This is a genomic window from Kaistia nematophila (genome assembly GCF_026343855.1).
GTDB lineage: Bacteria > Pseudomonadota > Alphaproteobacteria > Rhizobiales > Kaistiaceae > Kaistia > Kaistia nematophila.
Window position 1 is genome coordinate 235261 of the sequence record NZ_JAPKNK010000001.1, and the last position, 22215, is coordinate 257475.

At 68.2% G+C, this 22215-nt stretch carries 17 protein-coding genes; 11 read left to right on the forward strand and 6 right to left on the reverse strand.

The annotated features are described in order from the left end of the window. Positions 1-124: 124 nt before the first annotated feature. On the reverse strand, positions 125-1492 hold the full coding sequence (locus tag OSH07_RS01125) for an ActS/PrrB/RegB family redox-sensitive histidine kinase (RefSeq protein WP_266336763.1): 1368 nt from the start codon (positions 1490-1492) through the stop codon (positions 125-127). Positions 1493-1698: 206 nt separating this feature from the next. Here OSH07_RS01125 and phaZ point away from each other — a divergent pair, with 206 nt between their 5' ends. The 5 genes from phaZ to OSH07_RS01150 all read left to right on the forward strand — a co-directional run bounded on the left by phaZ (position 1699) and on the right by OSH07_RS01150 (position 6311). After that, on the forward strand, positions 1699-3387 hold the full coding sequence (gene phaZ / locus OSH07_RS01130) for a polyhydroxyalkanoate depolymerase (RefSeq protein ID WP_266336764.1): 1689 nt from the start codon (positions 1699-1701) through the stop codon (positions 3385-3387). A gap of 66 nt (positions 3388-3453) precedes the next feature. Beyond that, entirely contained in the window at positions 3454-3924 is a 471-nt protein-coding gene (locus OSH07_RS01135) for a DUF2852 domain-containing protein (RefSeq protein WP_266336765.1), read from the forward strand. 106 nt (positions 3925-4030) lie between these two features. Then, positions 4031-4471, forward strand: a complete 441-nt coding sequence (locus OSH07_RS01140; protein ID WP_266336766.1) for a DUF3597 domain-containing protein — start codon at positions 4031-4033, stop codon at positions 4469-4471. Positions 4472-4589: 118 nt separating this feature from the next. Then, entirely contained in the window at positions 4590-5348 is a 759-nt protein-coding gene (locus OSH07_RS01145) for a M48 family metallopeptidase (protein ID WP_266336767.1), read from the forward strand. A gap of 105 nt (positions 5349-5453) precedes the next feature. Then, the gene (locus OSH07_RS01150) at positions 5454-6311 is read left to right on the forward strand and encodes a sugar phosphate isomerase/epimerase family protein (protein ID WP_266336768.1); all 858 of its coding nucleotides are present in this window, start codon (positions 5454-5456) and stop codon (positions 6309-6311) included. Between the two features lie 2 nt (positions 6312-6313). On the opposite strand, the gene OSH07_RS01155 is transcribed toward OSH07_RS01150, so the two are convergent. Together OSH07_RS01155 and OSH07_RS01160 are read right to left on the reverse strand one after the other, a co-directional pair. After that, positions 6314-7066: a J domain-containing protein gene (locus OSH07_RS01155; RefSeq protein ID WP_266336769.1), complete on the reverse strand. Its 753-nt coding sequence runs from the start codon at positions 7064-7066 to the stop codon at positions 6314-6316. A gap of 144 nt (positions 7067-7210) precedes the next feature. Further along, complete coding sequence (locus tag OSH07_RS01160; RefSeq protein WP_266336770.1) at positions 7211-10249, reverse strand: PBP1A family penicillin-binding protein; 3039 nt, start codon at positions 10247-10249, stop codon at positions 7211-7213. A 255-nt stretch (positions 10250-10504) separates the two neighbouring features. Between OSH07_RS01160 and OSH07_RS01165 the strand changes: the two genes are divergently transcribed. Together OSH07_RS01165 and polA are read left to right on the forward strand one after the other, a co-directional pair. Beyond that, positions 10505-11056 carry a hypothetical protein gene (locus OSH07_RS01165; RefSeq protein WP_266336771.1) on the forward strand — a complete coding sequence of 184 codons (552 nt, stop codon included), beginning with the start codon at positions 10505-10507 and terminating at the stop codon, positions 11054-11056. A 92-nt stretch (positions 11057-11148) separates the two neighbouring features. Next, entirely contained in the window at positions 11149-14094 is a 2946-nt protein-coding gene (gene polA, locus OSH07_RS01170) for a DNA polymerase I (RefSeq protein ID WP_266336772.1), read from the forward strand. Between the two features lie 210 nt (positions 14095-14304). Here the strand turns inward: polA and OSH07_RS01175 are convergent, their stop codons facing one another. The 3 genes from OSH07_RS01175 to OSH07_RS01185 form a co-directional block, all read right to left on the reverse strand. Further along, entirely contained in the window at positions 14305-16014 is a 1710-nt protein-coding gene (locus OSH07_RS01175; RefSeq protein WP_266336773.1) for an MFS transporter, read from the reverse strand. A 191-nt stretch (positions 16015-16205) separates the two neighbouring features. Next, a complete protein-coding gene (gene hmuQ, locus OSH07_RS01180) occupies positions 16206-16517 on the reverse strand; it encodes a heme-degrading protein HmuQ (protein WP_266336774.1) in 312 nt (103 codons plus the stop codon). 151 nt (positions 16518-16668) lie between these two features. Continuing rightward, positions 16669-18783: a TonB-dependent receptor domain-containing protein gene (locus tag OSH07_RS01185; protein WP_266336775.1), complete on the reverse strand. Its 2115-nt coding sequence runs from the start codon at positions 18781-18783 to the stop codon at positions 16669-16671. 291 nt (positions 18784-19074) lie between these two features. On the opposite strand from OSH07_RS01185, the gene hemP reads away from it, so the two are divergent. The 4 genes from hemP (at position 19075) to OSH07_RS01205 (ending at position 22195) form a co-directional block, all read left to right on the forward strand. Further along, entirely contained in the window at positions 19075-19251 is a 177-nt protein-coding gene (hemP, locus tag OSH07_RS01190; RefSeq protein ID WP_266336776.1) for a hemin uptake protein HemP, read from the forward strand. Between the two features lie 12 nt (positions 19252-19263). Next, a complete protein-coding gene (locus OSH07_RS01195) occupies positions 19264-20256 on the forward strand; it encodes a heme/hemin ABC transporter substrate-binding protein (RefSeq protein WP_266336777.1) in 993 nt (330 codons plus the stop codon). 11 nt (positions 20257-20267) lie between these two features. Then, the gene (locus OSH07_RS01200; protein WP_266336778.1) at positions 20268-21335 is read left to right on the forward strand and encodes a FecCD family ABC transporter permease; all 1068 of its coding nucleotides are present in this window, start codon (positions 20268-20270) and stop codon (positions 21333-21335) included. A 74-nt stretch (positions 21336-21409) separates the two neighbouring features. Then, entirely contained in the window at positions 21410-22195 is a 786-nt protein-coding gene (locus tag OSH07_RS01205) for a heme ABC transporter ATP-binding protein (RefSeq protein ID WP_266336779.1), read from the forward strand. Positions 22196-22215: the final 20 nt, after the last annotated feature.

Below are 22215 nucleotides of genomic sequence, written 5' to 3' on the forward strand. Positions count from 1 at the left end.
CTCCGCGCCTCCCTGAATTCTCTTTATCTTCCAGACCGGGTTATAGGCATCCCGAGCCTCCGCGCCAAGGCCAGCCTGCAGGCGGGAACGCCAAAACAGCCCTGCGCCGGCGCAGTTCTCGGCGTCAACTGTGCGATGCGGAGCCTCTGGGGCCGTCGCCGCCGTCCGACTTGCCAGAAATGCCGAGCCGGTCCATCGCGTCGCGCGACCAGGTGATGCGCACGATCGCGCCATGCGCAGGCGCTTCGCGATTGGAGAGTTCGAGCCGCGCGCCGGTGCGTTCCAGCAGCGTCTTGGCGATGAAGAAGCCGAGGCCGAGGCCGCCGGCCTCATGGTCTTCGGCGCCCTCGATCGCGCGCGAGCGGGTCGTCACATAGGGCTCGCCGATATGGTCGATCACCTCCGAGGCGAAGCCCGGCCCGTCGTCGGCGATGGTCAGCGACACATTGTCCGGGTTCCAGGCGGCGGTGATCTCGACGGTCGTCTCCGCGAAGTCGACGGCGTTCTCGACGAGGTTGCCGATGCCGTAGAGGATGGACGGATTGCGCCGGCCGACCGGTTCGCTGGCGGGCTCGCCGACGAACTTGATCTCGATGTCGATGCCGGTATCGGCATGCGGCTCGATCACTTCGGCCAGCATGTGGCTGACCGGCATGCGGTCGACATGCTGGCCGGGCTCGGTCGAGAGCGAGGTCAGCTTGCCCAGGATGTCGCGGCAGCGCTGCGACTGGCTGCGCAGCAGGGCGATGTCCTCGGCATAGGGGCTGTCGGGCGGCAGCTCGCGCTCCATCTCCTTGGTCACCAGCGCGATGGTGGCGAGCGGCGTGCCAAGCTCGTGCGCGGCGGCTGCGGCGAGCCCGTCCAGCGCCCAGAGATGCTGCTCGCGCGCCAGCACCAGCTCGGTCGCGGTCAACGCGTCGGCGAGCTGGCGCGCCTCCTCGGCGACGCGAAAGGCGTAAACGCCCATGAAGAAGACGGCCGAGACCAGCGCCACCCAGACGCCGACGACATAGAGGAAGGGCAGGGTGAGCGCCTGGCCGCCGGCCCAGGGCAGCGGCATGTGCCAGACCGACAGCACCGTGACGGCGACGATCACCAGCCCGCCCAGCGCCACGGTCAGGCGCGGCGCCAGCGTCGTCGCGGAAACGATGACCGGCACGATGATCAGGACGGCGAATGGATTCTGCAATCCGCCCGTCAGCGACAGCAGCACGGTCAGCTGCAGCACGTCATAGGCGAGCAGCAGCGCCGCCGTGCGTCCCTGCAGGCGCAGGCTGGAGGGATAGCGGATCTTGATGAACAGGTTGAGCCAGGCCGACAGCGCGATCGCCGCCAGGCAGAGCCCGATCGGCATCGGGTATTCGAGCCAGAAGCGAACGAACACCACCGCCGCCGTCTGGCCGGCGATGGCGAGCCAGCGCAGGCGGACCAGCGTGTCGAGCTTCAGCCTTCGCGCGCCGAAATCGTGCGAGGGATGGGCTTGCTCGGGCATGGGCTTGAACCTGGGTTGAAAATGCGAAATTTGCCCGGCTTATAGCACGTTACCAGTCCGATCAGGCGATTTGCGGGTGTCCGTATCCGCAATTCCCTTGCATCGAAGCTCGGATCATTCTTACATATTGCAACGCACAAGGCTGGCCGCCGCCCTTACTGCCAGACGGAATATCCGGCCGGGACGATCCCTTCGCGGAGCGGCAGATGGACGGCATGATGGGCTTCCTATCCTACTATCAGCTCTATGAACTGAACCATGCGGCGCTGACGCCCATGCGCGCGGCCGCCGACATGTTCGATCTTTTCCTGAAGAACCCGCTGAACCCGATGGGGCAGACGCCGCTCGCCCGCAACTGGCGGGCCGGGCTGGAGCTGTTCGAGCGGACGACGCGGCGCTATGCCAAGCCGAGCTTCGACCTGCCGACGACGCTGGTCGGCGGCACGCGCGTGCCGGTCGTCGAGCGCATCGCCTGGAGCAAGCCGTTCTGCGACCTGATCCATTTCGAGCGCCAGCTGGAACGGCCGCGCAAGGATCCCAAGCTCCTGATCGTCGCGCCGATGTCCGGCCATTACGCCACGCTGCTGCGCGGCACGGTCGAGGCGATGATGCCGCGCCACGACGTTTACATCACCGACTGGGCCGATGCGCGCATGGTGCCCCTGTCGGATGGCGACTTCGATCTCGACGACTACATCGACTACCTGATCGAGATGCTGCACTTCCTCGGCGACGACGTGCATGTGATCGCCGTTTGCCAGCCGGCGGTGCCGGTGCTCGCTGCCGTGGCGCTGATGGAAGCCGCCGGCGACCGCTTCGCGCCGCGCTCGATGACGCTGATGGGCGGCCCGATCGATACCCGCATCAACCCGACCGCCGTCAACAAGCTGGCCGAGGGCAAGAACCTCGACTGGTTCCGCGACAATGTCGTGATGAAGGTGCCGTTCCCGCATCCCGGCGTCATGCGCGACGTCTATCCGGGCTTCCTGCAGCTCTCTGGCTTCATGAGCATGAACCTGGATCGCCATGTCACGGCGCATCAGGACCTGTTCAAGCACCTGGTCGCCGGCGACGGCGACAGCGCCACCAAGCACCGCGACTTCTACGACGAATATCTGGCGGTCATGGACCTGACGGCGGAGTTCTACCTGCAGACGGTCGAGACGGTGTTCATCACCCACGCCCTGCCGAGGGGGACGATGATGCATCGCGGCGTCCCGGTCGACCTGACGGCGGTCCGCAACGTCGCGCTGCTGACGGTCGAGGGGGAGAACGACGACATTTCCGGGGTTGGCCAGACCGAGGCGGCGCAGCATCTCTGCGTCAACATCCCCGAGGACATGCGGGCGCACTATGTCCAGCCCAAGGTCGGCCATTACGGCGTGTTCAACGGCTCCCGCTTCCGGGCCGAGATCGCGCCGCGCATCAGCGATTTCGTGCTGACGCACAACCGCGATCGCGCGTCCGCGCCGAAGCCCGCCGCCACGGCAAAGCCGGCGGCCGCCACGGCCGAGACCGCCAAGCCGGTCGCGCCCGCGAAGGAAGCCGGCGTCGAAACCACGAAGCCCGAGCCGGTGAAGCCTTCGGTCGTCAGGTCTCCGGTCGTCAAGGCTCCGGTGGCCAAGGCACCAGTGGCAAAGTCCGTGAGCGATCCGGCAGACGATCTGAAGCGGATCGCCGGCATCGGCCCGAAGCTGGAGGCGAGCCTCAACGCCGCGGGCATCCATCGCTATGCCCAGATCGCGCGGCTGACGGCGAAGCAGGCGACGGCGCTCGACGCCCGGCTTGGCCTGCGCGGCCGCCTCGCGCGCGAGAAATGGATCGAGCAGGCCAAGGCTCTGATGCAATCGGCGCCTGCGGCGGGCGGGGAAGCTGCCGCAGCGTCCGCTGGATAAATCTTCTTGAATCGGGATCGAACCTTTCCCACTTCCGTTGCTGGGGGTGCGAGAGAGGAAGGTTCCATGTCCCATACTCAGGCCTTGCGTCCGGGATGGACGCCGCTCACCATCGCGTTGATGGTCCTCGGCTTCTTCGTGTTCTGGCCGCTCGGCCTCGCCATGCTCGCCTACATCATCTGGGGCGACCGGCTACCCGAGTTCCGCCGCAACGCGGAAGGGATGCGCGACGATTTCAAGCGCTCCTTCTCCGGCTGCGGCTGGCAGAGCCGGCGCGAGCAGCGCTGGGGCGCCTATCAGAGCCATAGCGGCAACGCCGCCTTCGACGACTATCGCGCCGCCGAACTGAAGCGGCTCGACGAGGAGCGGCGCAAGCTCGACGAAGAGCGCGCCGAATTCGAGGCCTTCGTCCGCAACCTGCGTCGCGCCCGCGACCAGGAGGAGTTCGATCGCTTCAAGGCCGATCGCGCCGAGGCGCGCCGGAACCAGACGCCGCCTTCGCGCGACGACGGGCCGGGTCCGGTGATCGACCTCTGACGGCATGACGTCGGGAAGGGCTGCGCCGCAGGCGCGGCCCTTCTTCTTTTCCGGATCGGAATGCGACTTCGACGACGGGTGCAGCAACGAGCAGGAGCGGTGAAGCATGAGCCGATTGAGCGTGATCCTGAACAAGATCTTCAAGAGCGGCGAGGCCCAGGCGGCCGAGCGCGCGCCGGATGTCGCAGCGAAGGGGGCCGCCAGCCCGGCCGCGCCGCCGGCCGCCGGCGCCAGTCCCGCTGAGACCGGTTCCGCCAAAGCTGCCGGTTCGGCCGCCCCGCCGCAGGCGGGCGTCGATGTCGTGGCGGTGCTGACGGCGATGGCCGCCAAGTCGGGCCAGAAGCTGGACTGGAAGAAGTCGATCGTCGATCTGCTCAAGCTGCTGGACCTCGACAGCAGCCTTGCCGCCCGCAAGGAACTGGCCAGCGAGCTCCACTACACCGGCGATGGCCATGATTCCGCCGCCATGAACATCTGGCTGCACAAGGCCGTGATGCAGAAGCTGGCGGAAAATGGCGGCAAGGTCCCCGACGAGCTGAAGCACTGAACCTCCCTCCCTTCGCGGCAGGCCGGCCTCGGCGCGGCCTGCCCCTTCCGTCGCTGGTTTCGGGGTTGCGCCGGCTTCGTGCCATCATGCAGCCTGCGAATCAGCAGACTGACGCTTCATGGGTTTCTTCGAGCGCCTCACCGGTTCCCCCACGCGCGCCGCCGCCAAGCCGGACCATTGCCATGTCGAGATCGGCGGCGAGCCGGTGCGGGTGGCGCTGGTCTGGAACGAGCGCGCGCAGCGCTACACGCTGCGCCTGCGCGGATCGGTGCGCGAGCCGGTGGTGACGATCCCGGCGCGCGGAAAGCTCTCCGAGGCGCGCGCCTTCCTCGAGCGCAATCGCGGCTGGCTGCAGGCGCGGCTCGCCGCCCTGCCGGATGCGACGCCGCTCGCCGACGGCGCCATGATCCCGCTGCGCGGCGTGCCTGTCCGCATCGTCCATCGGCCCGGGCGCGGCATCGTCCGCCTGCACGAGGCCGAGGCGGGCGCCGAGCTGGTCATTCCCGGCGAGATCGACCACCTGCCGCGCCGCGTCACCGATTTCCTGAAGCGCGAGGCGCGCCGCGACCTGGAGGCGGCGACCGCTCGCCATGCGGCGTCGCTCGGCGTGACCGTCAAGAACATCCGGCTCGGCGACCCGACCAGCCGCTGGGGCTCCTGCTCGTCGTCGGGCACGATCGCCTATTCGTGGCGGATCATCATGGCGCCGCCGGCCGTGCTCGATTATCTCGCCGCGCATGAAGTGGCGCATCTGCGCGAGATGAACCATTCCGTCCGCTTCTGGCGCCATGTCGCCGCGATTTGCCCCGGCATGGAGGAGGCCAAGGCCTGGCTCACCCGCCATGGCGCCTCGCTGCATGCGGTCGGGGCCGAATAGCGCGACGGCTATCCATTCCGGCGCGGCAATTCTGGGACGGCGAGACATTTTCGGAGATGCCGTCACCCGCTATGATCGCACCGTGTCACAAGACGGGAGTGCGTGATGTCTGCCGAAAACTCGCCAGCTCTGGCCGTATCGAGCTGGAGCCTGCACCGCACGCTCGGGCTTACCTATCCGAACCGTCCGGATCATGACGTGGCGCTGGCGCCGGAGCCGACCTATGGCGTGGGCAAGCTGAGCCTGCTCGACATGCCTGCCGCCGTCGTCGCCGCGCTCGACGTCCATCGCATCGAGGTCTGCTCCTTCCACCTGCCGAGCCGGGAGGCCGACTATGCGGCGGCGTTCAGGGCGGCGCTGCAGAAGGCGGGCGTCCGCTTCCAGACGCTGCTGATCGAATATGGCGACATCTCCAACCCGGCGACGGCCGAGCGCGACCTCGCCTGGATCGAGGGCTGGATCGATACGGCGGCGCTGTTCGGCGCCGAGCAGGCCCGCGTCATCGCCGGCCGGGCCGAGCCGACGCGCGAGGCGCTCGATCGCAGCATCGCCGGCCTGACCCGCCTCGGCCATTATGGCGAGGCGCGCGGCGTCCGCGTCGTCACCGAGAACTGGTTCGAGCTGCTGCCCGGCCCGCGCGAGGTACGCTACCTGTTCGACCGGCTCGACGACACGGTGGGGTTGAACGGCGATTTCGGCAACTGGTCCGGCCCGGCCAAGTATGACGACCTCGAGGCGATCTTCGATCTCGCCACCTGCTGCCACGCCAAGGCCGATTTCGGCGGCGGCGTGCTGCATGCGGAGGACTACCGGCGCTGCCTGATGGCGGCGGACGCGGCCGGCTTCCGCGGCCCGCTGACGCTGATCTATGACGGTCCGGACGATGACGAGTTCGGCAATCTCGCGATCGAGCGCGATTTCATTCGCCGGCACTATGAGGATGCGCGCGCCAGCGCCGGCTGATTTCAGCGGACCAGGTTGAGCGTCCGGGGGCCCGGCTTGGCGGGCTTCGCGGCCGCTTCCGCGTGCTTGACCGGTTCGCCCGGCTTTGTGGCGGTCGGCACGGGGCGGATCGGCTCGGCGGGCTTTGCCGCCGGGGCCGGCCGCGCCGGTTCGGACGCCTTGATCGGCTCCGCGGTCTTGGGCGGCGGCGGTTCGAAGTCGAACGAATAGTCGGCCAGGAGCTCGATCGCCTTGGCGAAGATCGCCTCCTCGCGCCGGGTCTTTTCCGCCTGTTCGCGCGTGTCGGCGGCGCGGCGCTCGAGCACCTTGCGGATGATGTTGTCGCCCTCGCGCTTGCGGAAGCGGGCGGCCATCGCCTCGGCGCGCTTCGCCTGGCGCTCTAGCTTGCGGATGCCGGCGCCGATATCGGCCTTCTGCTTGGTCAGCGTGTCGTGGATCGGCGCGATCAGGTCGACGGTCTCGAAGGGCAGGTCGCTTTCCAGCACCGAGGCGACCAGCGCATGGATGCGCTCCATGGCCCGGCTGACGATGTCGTCTGTCAGCTCGCCCTCGAAGCCCGTCTCGTCATAGGCCTTGCGGCGGTCGGGATCGGAAAGGATGGCATAGGCGTGGCTCAGCGCGTGAAACGCCTCGGCCGTACCGCCGGCGTCCGGATGCGCGGTGCGGGCGCGCTGGCGATAGGCCTTGTCGATCTCGGCCGGCGTCGCGTCGGGTTCGACGGCCAACTCGCGGTAGAGCTTGCGCTTGTCGGCCATTGCCGGATCTCTCCCTGGGGCAGGGCGCCCGGCCGTTCCGCAGGGAAGGATGGGCATGGAAAGGAAGCGCCGCGAAGCGGCGCGTCGCCACTATCCACGGCTGGCCGGCAATGTCCACCGCACGATGGCCGGCCGCCCGCCCGCTCAGCCGCCGAACAGGCGGTCGAGCAGGTTGCGGCGGTGCGGGCGCGCCTGGTAGACGCCCGCCTGGCCGTCCTCGCCGACCGCGGCCGGCGGCACCGGGGCGCCGCGCTCGGCGCCATAGGACGGGTCGCCCTCGCGATAGATGCGCGCGCCCGGCGGCGGGTTCTGGTAGTCGCCGCCGTCGCTCCAGGAGCCGTCGGCGGCCTCGGGGTCGTTGTAGCCGCCATAATCGGGCTGGCTCGCCTGCTGGTCGCGATATTGCGGCTGCTGCTGGCCGCCCGGCTGACCTTGCTGCTGGCCTTCATAGGACGGCTGTTGCTGGCCCTGATAGGTGGGCTGTTGCTGTTGCTGCGACGGCGGCGGGCCGCTGCCGACCACCTGGCCGTATTCATCGACCAGCCCGCCCTGCTCGGGGCCGACATACTGGCCGTTCTGGTAGAGCTCCTGCGCTGTCTCGGCCGGGTCGCGATAGGCATAGTTGCCCGGCAGCGCCGCGACCGCGACGCCCTTGTGCGCCTCGGTCATGAAGCGGTTCCAGATCTGCGCCGGCAGGCTGCCGCCGGTCATCCGCTTGGTCGGCTTCGAATCGTCGTTGCCGAGCCAGACGCCGGTGGTGAGGTTGGCCGTGTAGCCGATGAACCAGGCGTCGCGCGAATCATTGGTGGTGCCGGTCTTGCCGGCCGCCTGCCAGCCGGCGATCGCCGCCTTGCGGCCGGTGCCGCGCTGCAGCGTGTCGGTCATCATGCTGTTCATCATGCCCACATAGAGCGGGTCGATGATCTGCGTCGCCTTGGTGGCGGGATGCTCGTAGAGCGTCTTGCCGGCGACGTTCTTCACCGTGGCGATGACATGCGGCTTGGCGCCATAGCCGCCATTGGCGAAGGGCACATAGGCGTCGGTCAGCTCCAGCAGATTCACTTCCGAGGTGCCGAGCGCGATCGACGGGTTGGGCTGCAACGGCGAATTGATGCCGAGCCGCTCCGCCGTCTTGATGACGCGGTCCGGGCCGACCTCGTTGGCGAGCTGCACGGCGACGGTGTTGATCGAGAGCGCGAGGGCGGTCTGCAACGAGACCGGACCCTTGTACATCTTCTCGTAGTTCTTCGGCTCCCAGTTGCCGATGCGGGTCGGCTCGTCGACGCGGATCGTCTCCGGCACCATGCCGTATTCGAGCGCCGACAGGTAGACGAACGGCTTGAAGGCGGAGCCCGGCTGGCGCTTCGCCTCGACGGCGCGGTTGAACTGGCTCTTCTGGTAGTCGCGGCCGCCGACCATGGCGCGCACGGCGCCGGTGCCGTCGATCGCCACCAGGGCGCCCTGCGACACGCCGAACGACTTGCCGCTCTTGTCGAGCGCCTCGGTCAGCGCCTTGCCGGCGCTCTCCTCGAGATGCGGATCGATCGTCGTCTCGACGATCACGTCCTGGTCGAGCGCGCCGACAACTTCCGGCACCAGGTCGGCGACCCAGTCGGCGACATAGCGGCCGGCGCCGCCTTCGCCCTCGGGCTGCGCCTTGACGGTGATCGAGGCGGCTTCCTTCTGCTGCGCGGCGGTGATGAAGCCCGCCTCGCGCATCGCGCCGAGCACGACATTGGCGCGCGAATTGGCGGCGACCGGATCGCTGGTCGGCGCATAGCGCGACGGCGCCTTGAGCAGGCCCGCCAGCATCGCCGCTTCCTTCAGCGAGATGTCGCGGGCCGACTTGCCGAAATAGCGCCGCGACGCCGCGTCGACGCCATACGTTCCGGCCCCGAGATAGACTCGGTTCAGGTAGGACTCCATGATCTGCGCCTTGGAGTATTTCGTCTCCAGCCAGATCGCCATGATCGCTTCCTGGATCTTGCGGTCCATGGTGCGTTCCGGCTTCAGGAACAGGTTCTTGGCGAGCTGCTGGGTGACGGTCGAGCCGCCCTGCACGACGTCGCCGGAGCGGAAATTGATGTAGGCGGCGCGCAGCAGGCCGAGCGGATCGATGCCGAAATGGCTCTGGAAGCGCCGGTCCTCGATCGCCATCACCGCCTGGCTCAGATAGGGCGGCAGTTCCTCCAGCCGGACGGATTCGCCGCCCGTATCGCCGCGATTGGCGATCAGCGTGCCGTCATTGGCGAGGATCTTGATGTTGGGCGGCCGCTTCGGCACCGACCAGTTGGCCGTCGAGGGCAATTGCGTCGCGTACCAGGCGATGCCGCCGGCCAGCGCGATCGTGCCCCAGAACATCAGGATCACGGTCCACTTGATGCCGCGCCGGATCCATTTTCCCACGCCCGAGCCGCCGGACGACCGCTTGCGGCCGCCAGAGCGCGCCTTCTTGCGGGCTGGCGCCTTGCTGCGGCGGGGCTTGGAGCGACGGGATTCGGCCATGGGGTCATCTTCACCGAGATCGATGAATTCCGCATCTTCAATGTCGATCAGGGGGCCGGTCTCGCCGGGGCGGTCGCGGCGATCGGCGGCGCCGAGATCGCCCTCGCGCCGCTCGCGGCCAGCGCTCGGGCCGGGCCCCGGATCCGCCTGCTCGCGGCGGCGCTCGGTCCGCTCCAGCGACTTGCCGGGCTCGCGCCGTTCGCCCGCGCCAGCCTTCGGCTCCGTCTTCGCACTGGCCTTCGGATTGCGGGATTCCGCCTCGTACTGGTCCCAGCCGAGATCGTCCCAGTCGCTGTCGTCCCAGTCGGCATCGTCCGTCTTTTCCGCAGCGCTCCTGCCGAAGCTCGGCTCGCTCCGCGCCTGGCGATCCGAAGCGGGCTCGCCGCGTTCGGCGCCAAAGCCGGGCTCTACGCGCGCCTTGCCGAATTCGGGTTGCGCGCGTTCCGCGCCGAAGGCCGGCTCGCTGCGCTGGCCGCCGAAGCCCGGTTCGCTGCGCTGGTCGCTGAAGCTCGGATCGCTGCGTTCCTGACGCGGGCGGCTCCGCTCGGCGCGTGGTGCGTAGTGGCCGCCGGCCGTCCGGTCCTCGGCGCCGAGGCGGATGTCGAAGGCGCCCTCGTCGCTGTCGTTCGGCTTGTCGAGCGCCGGCTCGATCCGTTCGTTCCGCGGCGGTCTCGCCATGCCTGTTTCGTCTTCCAGTCCAAGGGGTGGTGAGGCGCGGGGCGCCGGAAAATGCGTCGAACGCATCCTTACCGGTCCGAATGCTCCCTGAATGCGGCGATTTAAGGGGAATTGGCACTTGCCCACCACTCTTCGCGGCGGCGGCGGAGGGGAGCGCCGGTAACGGCCGGCGGGAGGCTGTGACCCGCGTAACAGCGCCGGGAACGAAGATGGATAATGTTCCGTTAAACAGCAGGTCGTTGGAAGGAGACCGCAATGGCACAGGTAGCGGAATTGACAGGACAGCAGGCGACAATGCGCATCGCGGCGACTTTGGCGGCCTCGACGACGATCGTCCTCTTCCTCGGCAGCAAGGCGCCACTCGAGCCGGCGGCGGCGCTGGCCGCGCTGGCCCCGATCGCCCTCTGCGCGCTGCTCTACCTTGCCGGCGCGCTTGCCGCGGTCAGCGTCATGAGCCTGTCGCGCCGGCCGATCCTCGGCGCCGCGGCGCTGACCGGCATCGCCCCGTTCGGGCCGCTGCTGCCGCCCTCCGAGGACTGGGCGCTTTTCGCCGCCTTCGCCATCCTGGGCCTGCTCACCGCTTCCAGCCTGCGCGCCGTCGTCGCCGCCTTCGCCCGCGAGCGGCTCGGCAGCCTGTGCGGCGCCTTCGGCCTCGGCCTGGTCGTCGCCATCGCCGCCGGCGCCGGCCTCACCGAGGGCCCGCTGATGCAGATGGTGCTGGCGCTGACGGGCATCGCCGCCTGTCTCGCCGTCGCCAGCGTCGTCGCGACGAGCCCGGTCCCGGTCGCGCCTGTCCGGCTCCGCTGACCGTTCCCGGCCGACAGCACGATGGCAGCAGAACCGTTGTCATCGTATCGGCCGCTGTAGCCAAACCGGATGCTCGCGGGCATAGTCCGCGCATGTCAGACACGCTCGCTTCCGCCATCCAGTCCCGCCCCGTCCAGAAAGGCGATCACGTCTTTCTCGTCGATGGCTCCTCCTACATCTTCCGCGCCTATCACGCGCTGCCGCCCCTGACGCGCAAGTCCGACGGCCTGCCGGTCGGCGCGGTCGCCGGCTTCTGCAACATGCTGTGGCGGCTGCTGAAGGACGCGAACGAGACCGGCGTCAAGCCGACCCATCTCGCCGTCATCTTCGACCATTCCTCGACCACCTTCCGCAATGCGCTCTACGACCAGTACAAGGCCCAGCGCCCGGAGCCGCCGGAGGACCTGCGCCCGCAATTCGGGCTGATTCGACAGGCCGTCGTCGCCTTCAACGTGCCGTCGATCGAGCAGGAAGGTTTCGAGGCCGACGACCTGATCGCCACCTACACGAAGCAGGCGGTGGCGGCCGGCGCGGATGTGACGATCGTTGCCTCCGACAAGGATTTGATGCAGCTGATCGAGCCGGGCGTGCTGATGCTCGACACGATGAAGGGCAAGACGATCGGCCGCGACGAGGTGATCGAGAAATTCGGCGTGCCGCCGGAGAAGGTCGTCGACGTGCAGGCGCTCGCGGGCGATTCGGTCGACAATGTCCCCGGCGTGCCGGGCATCGGCATCAAGACGGCGGCGCAGCTGATCGAGACCTATGGCGATCTCGAGACGCTCCTGAACCGGGCCGAGGAAATCAAGCAGCCGAAGCGGCGCGAGGCGCTGATCGCCAATGCCGAGCTGGCGCGCATCTCGATGCGGCTCGTCACGCTCGACCGCGACGTGCCCCTGAACGAGCCGATCGACCGGCTCGGCGTGCGGCCCGTCATCGGCGAGCAGCTGATCTCGTTCCTGAAGGCGATGGAGTTCACCACGCTGACCGGCCGCGTCGCCGCCGCGACAGGGGTCGAATCCGGCGCGGTCGAGGCGAGCGGCGCGCTGGTCGCGAAGGGGCGTCAGGCCGATGCCGCTGCGCCCGTCCTCGGCCCCGACGGTATGCCGCAGCCGGCGATCGAGGATATTGGCGGTCTGACGCCCTCCGGCCTCGCCGCCGCGCGCGCCGCCGCCGTCAAGGCGGTCCCGTTCACCCATTCCGGCTATGAGGTCGTGACGACGGAGGACAGGCTTTGGGCCTGGGTGGCGCGCGCCACCGAGCTCGGCGTCGTCGCCGTCGACACCGAGACCACCTCGCTCGATCCGATGCAGGCGGAGCTCGTCGGCGTCTCGCTCGCCGTTGCGCCGAACGAGGCCTGCTACATCCCGCTCGGCCATCGCGGTGAGGGCGATGGCCTCTTCACCGAGGGTCTGCTGCCCGGCCAGCTCGAGATCCGCACGGCGCTCGCCATCCTGAAGCCGCTGCTCGAGGACCGCGCCGTGCTCAAGGTGGCGCAGAACCTCAAATATGACTGGCTGATCCTCGCGCGCTACGGCATCGACACGGCGCCGTTCGACGACACCATGCTGATCTCCTACGTGCTCGATGCCGGCCGCGGCACGCATGGCATGGACCCGCTGTCGGAAAAGTGGCTCGGCCACAAGCCGATCTCGTTCGACGACGTCACCGGCAAGGGCAAGTCGCGCATCACCTTCGACCGCGTGCCGATCGAGCGCGCCAGCGAATATGCCGCCGAGGATGCCGACGTCACGCTGCGGCTCTGGCAGGTGCTGAAGCCGCGCCTCGCCGCCGAGGGCATGGCCACCGTCTACGAGACGCTGGAGCGGCCGATGGTGCCGGTGCTCGCCTCGATGGAGCGGCGCGGCATCTCGATCGACCGCGCCATCCTTTCGCGCCTCTCCGGCGAGTTCGCGCAGAAGGCGGGCGCGCTCGAGGCCGAGATCCAGGAGCTGGCCGGCCAGCCCTTCAATGTCGGCTCGCCGAAGCAGCTCGGCGACATCCTGTTCGGCGTGATGGGCCTGCCGGGCGGCACCAAGACGGCGACCGGCGCCTGGGCGACCGGCGCCAGCATCCTCGAGGACCTGGCCGAGCAGGGCTACGAGCTGCCGCAGAAGATCCTCGACTGGCGCCAGCTCTCCAAGCTGCGCTCGACCTATACCGACGCGCTGCCGACCTACCTGCATCCCGAGACCAGGCGCGTCCACACCTCCTACGCGCTGGCGGCGACGACGACGGGCCGCCTGTCCTCGTCCGAGCCGAACCTGCAGAATATCCCGGTCCGCACCGAGGCGGGCCGCAAGATCCGCGCCGCCTTCATCGCCGAGCCCGGCCACAAGCTGGTCTCGGCCGACTATTCGCAGATCGAGCTGCGGCTGCTCGCCGAGATCGCCGACATCCCGCAATTGAAGAACGCCTTCGCCGAGGGCATCGACATCCACGCGCTGACGGCGTCGGAGATGTTCGGCGTGCCGGTCGAGGGCATGCCTTCGGAAGTGCGCCGTCGCGCCAAGGCGATCAATTTCGGCATCATCTACGGCATCTCGGCCTTCGGCCTCGCCAACCAGCTGTCGATCGCCCGCGACGAGGCCGGCGCCTATATCAAGCGCTATTTCGAGCGCTTCCCGGGTATCCGCGACTACATGGAGGAGACGAAGCGGATCTGCCGCGACCTCGGCTATGTCACGACCCTGTTCGGCCGCCGCTGCCATTATCCCGAGATCACCTCGAAGAATGCCTCGATCCGCGCCTTCAACGAGCGCGCCGCGATCAACGCGCGCCTGCAGGGAACGGCCGCCGACATCATCCGCCGCGCCATGATCCGCGTCGAGCCGGCGCTGGAAGCGGCCGGCCTCAACGCCCGCATGCTGCTGCAGGTGCATGACGAACTGATCTTCGAGGTGCCGGACGCCGAGGTCGAGCCGACGCTGGCGCTGGTCACCCGTATCATGGAGAACGCGCCCAGCCCGGCGGTGGCGCTCAGCGTGCCGTTGAACGTCGACGCCCGCGCCGCCGACAACTGGGACGAGGCGCACTGATATTCGGCTTAGCCTCTCCTTCACCTCTCCCATGGGGAGAGGTCGGCCCGAAGGGCCGGGTGAGGGGCTGAGGCCCATCCGGTGAGATCGCAACCCCTCACCCGCCGGCCCGCGGCCGTCGACCTCTCCCTCAGGGAGAGGTGAAGGGGTGCCTGTGTCACATAACAAGGCGCGGCCGCAGGGCCGCGCCTTTGTTTTTTGGGAAAGAGCCTATTCGGCCGGGACGGGGGACGCTTCGCTCTCGGCGTGGACGAACTTGCCGCCCGCGCCCCAGGACGCCGCCGCCGCGATCAGGTTCAGGATCATCGAGAAGGTGAAGGCGAAGACGAGGCCGTGCATGAACGGCGCCGCCATCAGATGCGGGAAGAAGGTCTTGCCGGTGATCTCGGCGACGCTCGCCGGCGGCAGCGTCGCGAGCACGTCCGGCGACAGCAGTTCGCCCATCGGGTTGTAGCCGAGGAAGGCGGCGAACAGGCTCGCCACCGCCGGCGCGGAGGCCGCGTGATGGGCGACCGCCTGCGGCACCTGCTCGGCGATCAGCGCCGCTTCCATCGCGCCCGGCAATTGCTCGGTCAGGCCGAGAATCATCAGGCTGAAGAAGATGCCGATCGAGAGCACCTGGCCGGCGTTCAGCGTCGTCGCCCGCATGCCGGCCGCCTGGCCGCGCTCGGCCGCCGGCACCGAGTTCATGATCGCCGTCGAATTCGGCGCCACGAACAGGCCGGAGCCGAGGCCGTTCAGGAACAGCAGCGCCGCGAACAGCGGATAGCTGAAATCGGGCGGCAGCATCATCAGCGCGGCGAAGCTCAGCGCGCCGATCAGCATGCCGCCGACGGCGAAGGGCCGGGCGCCGTGATGGTCGGAGAGATAGCCGGAGACCGGGGTCGCCACCAGGAAGCCGACGGTGAGCGGCAGCATGAAGATGCCGGCCCAGAGCGGCGTCTCCTCGAAGGAATAGCCGTGCAGCGGCAGCCAGATGCCCTGCAGCCAGATGATCAGCATGAACTGCAGGCCGCCGCGGCCGATCGAGGCGCTGAGGCTGGCTAGGTTGCCGAGCGAGAACGGCCGGATGCGGAACAGCTTCAGGTCGAACATCGGGAAGGCGACGCGGCTCTCGACGATCAGGAAGGCGACGATCAGCGCCAGGCCGACGCCGAGAAGCGTCAGCACTTCCGGGCTGCCCCAGGCCATGGCCGAGCTGCCATAGGGCTGGATGCCCTCGGTGATGCCGATCAGGACGAGGATCAGGCCGATGCCGAAGGTGAGGTTGCCGGCCCAGTCGACCGGGCGGCGGCGCGGCGTGGTGCGATCCCTGAGCTTCCAGTAGGCCCAGACCGTGCCGATGACGCCGAACGGCACGTTGATCCAGAACACCAGCTGCCAGTCGATGTCGGCGAGCAGGCCGCCGATCAAAAGGCCGATGAACGAGCCGCCGATCGCCGCCACCGTGTTGATGCCGAGCGCCAGCCCGCGCTGGTCCTGCGGAAAGGCATCGGTGAGGATCGCGGTGGAGTTCGCCATCAGCATGGCGCCGCCGACGCCCTGGATGACGCGCACGCCGATCATGTACCAGGCGGCGAGCGCGCCGCCGCCGCTCGGGATCAGGCTGAGCGCCACCGCGCAGATGGTGAAGATGAGAAAGCCGAGATTGTAGATCCGGGCGCGGCCGAGTGCGTCGCCGAGCCGGCCGAAGGTCACCACCAGCACCGAGGTCGCGACCATGTAGCCCATGATCGACCAGAGCAGGATGTTGACGTTGGAGGGTTCGAGCGGCTTGAGGCCGACGCCGCGGAAGATCGCGGGCAGGCTGATCAGGAGGATCGAGCCGTTGATCGACGCGGCGAGCATGCCGAGCGTCGTGTTGCTGAGCGCGACCCATTTGTAGTTCGCCGGGCGCGCGGCGTGGTGTTCGGCTTGCATTCTTGTGGCCCCGAGGGGCCTTTTTGGGGTTCGTCCGCGGCGGAGCTGCGGACGAACGACAGAAAGCGCGCCCTATTGATATGATCGGGATATAGTAAGTTACCCTGACCTAATCATCGATAGGCCCACAGGTCGGCCGATCGCAAGGGCTCTGGCTTCAAAATCTCGTGACGGCCGATGCGGCCTGCTGGCTAGCCGACGCCTTCCACGGACTCGAAGCCCTCGAAGTTCGGATGGCCGAGGAACATCGGCTTGCGGTCGCCGGCGCCCTTGTGGGAATCGCGGAACTGCTGCGACTTGGTCCAGGCGACGAAGTTCTCCTGGGTCTGCCAGACGGTGTGCGACGAATAGAGCGTGTGGTCTTCCGCCGTGGCGCCCTTCAGCAGGTTGAAGGAGACGTAACCTTCCATCTCATGGAGGTTGCGCGGGCGGTTGCGCCAGACTTCCTCGAACTCGGCTTCCATGCCCTTGATGACTTTGAAGCGGTTCATGGCGATGTACATGATGGATCTTCCGTTTGCGTGCCGATGAGGTGCGTGTGGGTGTGCGCCGGCAATCCGGCAAAAAAAGGAGGAGGGAGGACCGTCGCCGGCCTTCCCTCCTCACACCTGCCCGTCGTCACCACACCGCCGGGCCGGTGTATTCAGATCCGGCTCAGAACTGCATCTTCGCCGTCAGCAGGACGGTGCGGCCGCGGCCGGTGTCGCCGGTCCAGCTGCTCAGCGTCGACAGGGCAGGGGTGTAAGCCTTGTCGAAGATGTTGGTCACGTTGAGCGACAGGTCGAGGCCGTTGTCGAACTTGTAGTTGGCGAAGGCGTCGACCAGCGTGTAGGCGTCCCAGTCGGCGACGGTGGAGCCGAAGAAGCCCTGGCCGGCGTCGGTGTTGCCGACATAGTTGACGCGGCCGCCGACCGTCAGGCGACGCTCCAGGAAGCGGGCGCCGGCGGTCAGAGCGAAGACGTTGTCCGGCAGGTAGCTCGCGACGCCGAGGCCGTTCTGGGTCGGCGGCAGGTTCGATTCCGCATGGGTGTAGGACACGTTGGCGAAGGCGAAGCCGGCGTCATAGAGAGCCTCGAGTTCGAGACCCTTGATGACCGAGGTGCCGGGCGTGTTCACGAACCACCAGACATAGCCGACGTTCTGGACGGCGATGTAGTTCTCGATGTTCTGGTAGTAGTAGTTGGCCTTCAGGCGGAAGATGTCGCCTTCGGTCAGCAGGCCGTCCTTCTTGATGTTGGCGCCGAATTCCCAGCCCTTGGCGATTTCCGGCTCCAGGAACGGGTTCGGGCTGTAGCTGTTGGTCGGGCCGCTACCCGGATGGATGCCGCCCAGCATGGTCTCGCTGATCGTCGGCGCGCGGAAGGTCTCCGCATAGGTCACGTAGGGCTGCAGCCACTCATAGGGGTTGAGCGCCAGGGTGATGCGGGGATCGACGCGGCCTTCCGACTGGTCGAGGTCGTAATTGCCCGCCGGCAGGCCGGCCAGATTGTTGCTCGGCACGTTGGTGGTGCCGTCGAGCGTGTAGAAGTCGTAGCGAAGGCCGGCGATCACGTCGACGATGTTGTAGGTGAAGGTCGTCTCCGAGAAGACGCCGCCGATGCCGCTGTTGCCGCTCGGATTGACGCCACCTTCGCTGTTCGGCGTCCAGGTGTTGTAGGCGTCGACGTCGTCGTGGAAGTACTCGACGCCATAGGTCGAGCTGACGGCGACGTTGCCGAGGTTGAACTTCGAGGTGTTGGACAGGTCGAAGCCGATGCCGAGGTCCTCGATGACGCGGCCGGACGTCGTGTTGGCGGTGCCGGCGGCGTTGTCGCCATAGGTCATCTTGACGTCATTGACGTAGAAATGGCCGGAGACGTTGACCAGTTCGCTGTCCGGATCCCAGTTGAAGCCGGCGGTGTAGGTGTCCGACCGGATGTTCTGGTTGTAGGAATTGGCGAGGAAGTCGTTGGTGTAGAGCACTGCGCCGACATTGACGGTCAGGTCGTCGGTCGGGGCGAACTCGCCCTTGACCAGGCCCGACAGGCGATCCTGGCCGGTATAGGGCACCTCGATGCCGTCGCCGTTCTTGTAGTTGTCGGGGTTGGCGTAGCTGATCGCGCCGGCGATCGCCGCGCCGCCGCCGGCCGAGCGCACCGCGCCGGCCGCCATTTCCGAGAAGCCGACGCCGTTGCTGCCCCAGGTCAGCGTCGCGAGCGCGCCCCAGTTCTTGCCGTCGGTCAGGATGTCGTCGACGCCGAGCGTGCGGACATTGGCCGAGCCGACCAGCGCGCCGGCGCCGCCGGCGGTCGAGATCGCGCCGCGGGTGACGTCGACGCCGGCGACCAGAGCCGGGTCGACATAGGCGAAGCCCTGCGCCTCGTGGCCGGTGAAGCGGAAGTTCTGGCGGACGCCGTCGATCATGGTGTTGACGCGGCCCGAGCCTTCGAGGCCGCGGATGTTCACCGAGAGACCGGCGTTCTGGATCGAATCGCGCGAGAAGGTGCCGGGCATGGCGCGCAGCACGTTGCCGAGGTTGCGCTGGCCGAACAGCTGGATCTCGTCCTCGCCGGCCGAGCTGACGGGCGCCGGGGTCGCGAACGGGTTCTTCCAGCCTTCCGGCGCGGCGGTCACCGTGATCGGCGCCAGGAAGCTGGTCTGGCCCTTGGCGGCCTTCTTCTTCAGCTCTTCGTCGGTTTCCGAGCTGTTGGCGGTCGGCGCGGCGGCGGACTGCGCCTTCGCAACGGTCGCGGAAAAGGCAGCGAGGAGGGCTGCGGCCGTACCAGCCATCAGCCAAGTCTTATGTCGAGCGACACGCATGCGAGCCCCATAGGCGTTCTGTAGGTGGAAGGCCTGGCTGGCTGTCCGGGGCCCGCTCGATGCGGGGCGCGCGGCACTGGCGTGCTTGGCGGAATGCCGGTCGTCCGCGGCTCCCCCGAGGGCGGCCGAACCGGCGCAGTGATCTTTCACTTGCGGAGATACGAAAAGGTGAGTACGTCAGTCAACTAAATTGTTGCGAATAGTTCGCAAGTTTAGAATGACTCGAAATTGCCGCCACCCAGGCAATCCGGTGGAGCTGACATGCACGACACATTTTCGGCCGCAGAAGCGCTGGACTCGCCCGCCCCGGGCTCCGGTCCGCGCGTGATTGCCAGTGAAGAACTGCTTCGGGGAGCGCGGGAAATCATCATTCGCCATGTCGGCGAGGATTACAGGCTGCGCCTCACCCGGGCCGGCAAGCTCATATTGAACAAGTAGACGGGATCAATCATGAGGCTCGCGCACTCTCCCCTGCATTTCGGCCTGGCTCGCTCGGTCGAGCGCCTGGCAGGTCGTCGCTTCCAGTTCCTCTTTGGCCTGGCCTTCGCCATCGTCATCACCTGCGGCGCCATCGTCCAGTCGGTCGCGGCCGAGCGGGTGATCGAGGACGCCACCGGCCGCAAGGTCACGATCGGCTCGACGGACCGCATCGTCACCATCGGCGGTGACATCACCGAGATCGTCTATGCGCTCGGCGCCGGCGACCGCATCATCGCCCGCGACACCACCTCGTCCTATCCGCCCGAGGCGAACGCCAAGCCGGATGTCGGCTACATGCGCGCGCTGTCGGCCGAGGGTGTGCTCTCGGTCAAGCCGGACCTGATCATCGCCGTCGAGGGCTCCGGCCCGAAGGACGCGATCACCCTGCTCGAATCCGCCTCGGTGCCGATCGTCATCGTGCCGGAGCGCCGCTCGGGCGACAGCATCATCGCCAAGGTCCGCCTGATCGCCGACATCCTCGGCGAGACGGAGAAGGGCGACAAGATCGCCAACGACCTGGCCACCAAGTTCAAGGCGCTTGAGACGGCGATCGCCAGGATCCCGGAAAACGAGCGCAAGAAGGCCGTCTTCGTGATGAGCCTGAACGGCGGCAAGCCGCTCGCGGCCGGCCACAACACGGCCGCCGATTCGATGATCGCGCTTGCCGGCGGCGTCAATCCGATGGCCGCCGTCGAGGGCTACAAGCCCGCCTCCGACGAGGCGCTGATCGCCGCCGCCCCGGAGGTCGTCGTGATGATGAATTCGCAGTCGGTGCCGGATCCGGACGTCGTGTTCGATTCGCCGGCGCTGCGCGCCACGCCCGCCGCCCGCGACAAGGCGCTGGTGGCGATGGACGGCCTCTATCTGCTCGGCTTCGGTCCGCGCACGGCCGATGCGGCGCGCGACCTCGCCCACGCGCTCTATCCGAAGCTCGACCTTCCCGAGTGGCCGGCGGCGAACTGATGAGCCTCGTGATGACAGCGCCGATCGCCGGCGACCGTCGCGGCCGGGCGCGGGTGGTGACCGCCGCCCTCGTCCTGCTGCTTCTCGCCGTCTGCGTGATCTCGGTGTGCGTCGGTCCGTCCGGCCTGTCGACGGCGGAGGTGGCGGGCCTGCTTTCCGATGCGCTTGCCGGCCGCTTCGACGCGATCAACACCGTCAACCACGTCATCCTGTTCGACATCCGCATCCCGCGCACGCTGCTCGGCGCGATGGTCGGCGCGGCGCTGGCGCTGGCCGGCGCGATGATGCAGGGCCTGTTCCGCAACCCGCTCGCCGATCCCGGCCTCGTCGGCGTCTCGGCCGGCGCGGCGCTCGGCGCGGTGCTGGTGATCGTGCTCGGCGGCGCCTTCCTCGCCCCGGTGATGGATTTCCTCGGCATCGGCGCGCTGCCGATCGCCGCCTTCTTCGGCGGTCTCGGCACCACGCTGCTGCTCTATTCGATCGCGACCCGGCGCGGCCAGACCTCGGTCGGCACCATGCTGCTCGCCGGCATCGCGCTCGGCGCCATCGCCGGCGCCATCACCGCCTATCTCGTCTTCCGCAGCAACGACTTCCAGCTGCGCGAGCTGACCTTCTGGTCGATGGGCGGCCTTGGCGGCGCCACCTGGCACAAGATCCTGCTGACGCTCCCCTTCGTCATCGGCGTCTTCATCGCCATGCCGTTCACGGCGCGGGGGCTCGACGCCCTGGTGCTGGGCGAGGCGGAAGCCCGCCATCTCGGCTTCAACACGCAGTTCCTGAAGAGCCTGATCATCCTGGTGGTGGCGCTCGCGGTCGGCGTGTCGGTGGCCTTCGCCGGCATCATCGGCTTCGTCGGCATCGTCGTGCCGCATGTGCTGCGCCTGGTGATCGGCCCGGAGCACCGCACGCTGCTGCCGGCGACGGCGCTGCTCGGCGCGACGCTGCTGATCGTCGCCGACATGGTCTGCCGGACGATCGTCGCCCCGGCCGAACTGCCGATCGGCATCGTCACCGCCACCATCGGCGCGCCCTTCTTCCTGTCGATCCTGCTCAGGAAGCGCGGCGTCATCGACCTCTAGGGCGGCAACGCCCCGACCTGAACCGTGGAGCTGCGGCCGCCCGGCGGCCGCGCTCCTCCGAACCGGAAGCCGTCATGCTCGAAGTCGAAGCCCTCACCGTCCGCGCCGGCCAGCGCGCCATCCTCGACAATGTGTCGCTGCGCGTGAAGCCGGGCGAACTGACGGCGGTGGTCGGGCCGAACGGCGCCGGCAAGTCGACCATCCTGAAGGCGGTGACGGGCGAGCTGCGCTCGGCCTCCGGCTCGATCCGGCTCGACGGCAGGAACCTCTCCGCCTATCGGCCCTATGAGCTGGCGCAGCGCCGCGCCGTGCTGCCGCAGGCCTCGTCGCTCGCCTTTCCCTTCACCGTGCACGAGGTCGTCCGCCTCGGCACCAGCGGCGCGCTGAACCCGGCGGCCCGCGCCGCCCGCGTCGCCGCCGCGCTCTCCCGCGTCGACCTGAACGGCTTCGGCGGCCGCTTCTTCCAGGAGCTCTCCGGCGGCGAGCAGCAGCGCGTCCATCTCGCCCGCGTGCTCTGCCAGGTCTGGGAGCCGGTCGTGGCCGGCGTGCCGCGCTATCTGTTCCTCGACGAGCCGACCGCGAGCCTCGATCTCCGCCACCAGCTGCTCACCCTCGACACGGCGCGAAGCTTCGCCCGCGCCGGCGGCGGCGTCGTCGCCATCCTGCACGATCTGAACCTCGCCGCGCTCTATGCCGACAAGATCCTCGTCGTCAGCGCCGGCCGGATCGCCGCGAGCGGCACCCCGCGCGAGGTGCTGACCGACGCGATGATGCGTTCCGTCTTCGGCGTCAGCGTCCATGTCGGCGGTGTGCCGACCGACGCGCCCTTCATCCTGCCGCACAGCGCCCACGCCGCCTGAGCGGCGGCCTCCCGTCCCGG